The sequence below is a fragment of the Pelagimonas phthalicica genome, from assembly GCF_004364805.1.
Taxonomy (GTDB): Bacteria; Pseudomonadota; Alphaproteobacteria; order Rhodobacterales; family Rhodobacteraceae; genus Pelagimonas; species Pelagimonas phthalicica.
The window spans coordinates 1-3,642 of sequence record NZ_SOAP01000015.1; the positions used below are offsets into that span (position 1 = coordinate 1).

The 3,642-nt window shown below is 63.3% G+C and carries 1 protein-coding gene and 3 pseudogenes; 3 read left to right on the forward strand and 1 reads right to left on the reverse strand.

Annotated elements, in window-relative coordinates; all coding sequences use genetic code 11:
* Positions 1–94: 94 nt before the first annotated feature.
* The 3 genes and pseudogenes from CLV87_RS23675 to CLV87_RS23685 form a co-directional block, all read left to right on the forward strand.
* Positions 95–259 (forward strand): annotated as a pseudogene (locus CLV87_RS23675) (IS110 family transposase); the annotation flags it as partial.
* A gap of 312 nt (positions 260–571) precedes the next feature.
* A pseudogene (locus tag CLV87_RS23680) lies at positions 572–1,503 on the forward strand (IS5 family transposase).
* Between the two features lie 149 nt (positions 1,504–1,652).
* A complete protein-coding gene (locus CLV87_RS23685) occupies positions 1,653–3,092 on the forward strand; it encodes a hypothetical protein (RefSeq protein ID WP_024099412.1) in 1,440 nt (479 codons plus the stop codon).
* 346 nt (positions 3,093–3,438) lie between these two features.
* Here CLV87_RS23685 and CLV87_RS24250 read toward each other — a convergent pair.
* Positions 3,439–3,543: pseudogene (locus CLV87_RS24250) on the reverse strand (IS110 family transposase); the annotation flags it as partial.
* Positions 3,544–3,642 lie beyond the last annotated feature (99 nt).

Sequence of the window (3,642 nt, forward strand, 5' to 3'; positions counted from 1 at the left end):
ATATCGGATTTAAAGGCAAAATATCATATTTAAGGGCAAAGCAAGGCCGTTGATTTCGTTGGATTTCTCATCTCACAATTAAGGGCTACGCGACAGGCATGTTCATGCCGCTGCCCGGCCGGGCACATGGCTTGGCGAGATGCTGACGCGCAAGCCGCCGATGCTGGTGCGGGTCGCGCTGGCGAACAAAATGGCGCGGATCGTCTGGGCGCTGATGGCCCGAGGCGGCGCCTACCAGTCTCCGACCGCTGCGGCGTAAGCCGTCACTGGTCGCGAGGACGTCGGAGCGGAAGAGGGCAAGGAGACGTTTGGCGCACGGTCGTGAGACGGGATCGGGAGAACCAGAGCGCAACAGAGTGCCATCGAGCACGCGGCTTTGATCTGGACCCGACCTGCGAACACCATACGGGCCCGCGGCGTGATGATGGCCGCAACAGAGGCCGGATACATGTCAGCACCCGACACCGCGCGAAACTGATCCAGAAACCCTCTTGCGCAAGGGGCGGTTATACATGTTGCGCAAATGCTGTGAAGGTTTCACCTTGCGAATCCAGTCTGTTAGTCAGGCTGCATGAGCAGACCCATACCCCCGACCTACAAGACCAGGAACTGGCCAGCCTACAATGAAGCAGTCAAGCGCCGGGGCTCGCTGACGATCTGGTTTGACCCCGAGATGAGCTGGGATGCCGCGCCGACAGGCAGGCGTGGCCGCCAGCAGACCTACAGCGATGCCGCTATCCAGACGTGCCTCTCGATGAAAGTGCTGTTCGGCATGGCGCTCCGGCAGACGACCGGGTTCGTCGAGAGCCTGCTACGGCTGGTCGGCCTGAACTGGACGGTGCCCGACTTCAGCACGCTATCTCGCCGCCAGAAGACCTTGGCCGTGAACATCCCCTACCGCGGCTCCAAGGGGCCGTTGCACCTGCTGATCGACAGCACCGGGATCAAGGTCGAAGGTGAAGGCGAGTGGCACGCACGCAAGCATGGCGGCCCGAAACGGCGCGTCTGGCGCAAGCTCCACCTTGGGATCGATGAAGAAACGTTGGAGATCCGGGCCGTCGAAGTCACCGGGAGCCACATCGGTGATGCGCCCATCCTACCCACCTTCTCGACCAAATCCCGCAGGACCAGGAAATCGGTAGCGTTACGGCTGATGGCGCCTACGACACGCGCAAATGCCACGATGCGATTGCAGATCGCGGTGCCCATGCCGTCATCCCGCCCCGCAAGAACGCGAAGCCCTGGAAGACGATCACCGCCGGAGCCGTGGCGCGAAATGAGGCCCTGCGCGCGGCGAAATACCTGGGCCGCGCGCTCTGGCGACGATGGAGTGGATACCACCGCCGAAGCCGCGTCGAGACAAAGATGCATTGTATCAAGTTGCTGGGCCAGCGGCTCATGGCACGGGACTTCGATCGACAGGTCGCCGAACTCCAGGTCCGCATCGCCGTCCTGAACGGCTACACCGCGCTCGGAATACCCGTCACGGAAGCTGTGGGATAAGTCCGTCCGGGGAAAGGGGAACCTCGGCCTTAAGCCGATTTGTGCATCAGAGCCCTTGACACTAATAATTAGCTATCTATGTTTTTCCCGGCGATGGTTCCCCGGAAGAGGAGCCGGATTTCATCGCTGCATCAAACTGGAGGAAATTCATGTCACGGACAGCCAATTTGGCCGGCCCGCGTTCGCGGACCGGAATGGTGGTGCTTTGCCTCGCTCTGACCGCGGGCTTCGCCCCGCTCGCGTCGGCGCAGGAGCAGCCCGCCTTCAACGAACATGCGGGAACCCTGCCGGACGGGACGGCATGGCTGATCCGCGTGCCCGAGAACTGGAATGGTCGACTACTCAGGGATCTGGATTTCGCCAGCAACGTTTCGGTCGCGTCAGCGGTCCAGCGGTATGACGACCTGCTCGGTCGTGGCTATGCCTTCGCCGGGCTCGCCCGGCACCCGCTGCGCCTGTGGCAATACGATCCGCAGCGTGAAATCCTGAATCTACAAGCTGTTCAGGACATTTTCACGGACCTGGAGCGCGCTCCTGACATGGTGCTGCAATACGGCTGTTCTGGCGGAGGGCTCGACAGCCTCGCTTCGGCCGAGGATTACCCGGACAGGATCGACGGTGCCGCCGTGCTTGCCGCCCATACGCCGGTCTGGATCATGAGCAGTTTCCTGGATGGCTGGTTCGCCATGCAGACCCTGCTGGGCGAAAGCTATGAGGCCGCTGGGCACGGTCCGGCCAGCGATCTCGCCATCGTCGGCCTGCCCAATGCCGGAGCGGGTGGCGAGCGCAGCCTTGACGCGATCCGTGCGTCCTGGATGGCCGCCATCGAAACGGCGGGCGAAAGCCCGGAGGGCCGCGCGCGGCTGGCGCTTGCCTTCGCCATCGGACAGTGGTCGCCGTGGATGGTCGAGGGGACCGAACTACCCGACACCGCGGATGCCGGCGCCATGGCCGACATGATCGTGGCCTCGGCGCTGCGCATCGGCGGTAATGTTGGCGGGTCCTCGCGGCTTCTGTTCGAAAACGCCGCATCGGGGCAGCAACTTTCCGGGAACGAGGGGGTCGACTATGCCGCCTTCTACCAGAATGCCGCACCCGCGATGGCGCGGACGGTTGAGGCGCTCTACGAACAGGCCGGTTTGGACCTTCAGGCCGACATTGCCAGGATCGACGCCGCCCCCCGCATCGCGGCCTCGGATTATGCGCGCGATTTCTGGGCCGCAGACGGGCGCACGACGACCGGCGATCTGCAGGTTCCGGCGATCCGCATCCACATGCTGGGCGACTGGGCCATTCCCTACACGCTGATGGAAGGCTACGGCGCGCTGGTGCAGGAGCAGGGTACCGGCGATCTGTATCGGCAGTCGCTGGTCCAGGGCACGGGCCATTGCGAGTTCACGGCTGCCGAAAGCACGGCCATCGTCGAGACCCTGGTCGAACGGATCGAAACGGGCGCCTGGCCCGAGACATCGCCCGAGGCGCTGAACGCCGCAGCCGAGGCGCTGGAAACCGGGAGCGCCCCCCGGTTCATCGAACACGGTGATTGGCGCGTGGCAGCCTATAACCGGCCCTGGGTTCCGGCAGAATGAGCCGATGGGGAACTGGCGCTGCGCCGGTTCCCCCACAGGTCCGGTGGCGCAAGTCATTGGTGGACCGTCGCCAACGCGCAGTGGGCATCTCTGGCGAGGGCAAGTGTTCCCATGTCTGGACGACCCCTGCTGCGCAAGCTGGGAATTGACGCGCCTATGCCGAAAGCAGTCATGTCTACGGCCTTTGTGGTGCGGTCTAGCCGCTGGCCCAGATGAAGTCCGCGGATCGGGTCCCAATCAAAATTGCGCGCTTTCTGCGCCTTGACCCCCTGGGGTGTCCCGATCCCCGGTTCGACCGGTTTGTCATCTCTTCTCAGCTTCACGCATTCCGTCAGCGGTTCCGCGCTCAGGAGACAGGGGCCGCGTAGATCTCGTTGCGGCGCAGGAGCGCCCAAGCGATCCGGGCAGTCTTGTTGGCGAGCGCGACCGCAACGACTTTCGGTCGCTTGCGTGCTTGTCGCGTTGCCCTTAAATCTGAGACACGACGCGTTCGGGGATATTTTTTGCCCTTAATTATGAGATTCCACTGCCATCGCGCCTATGCTTTTCG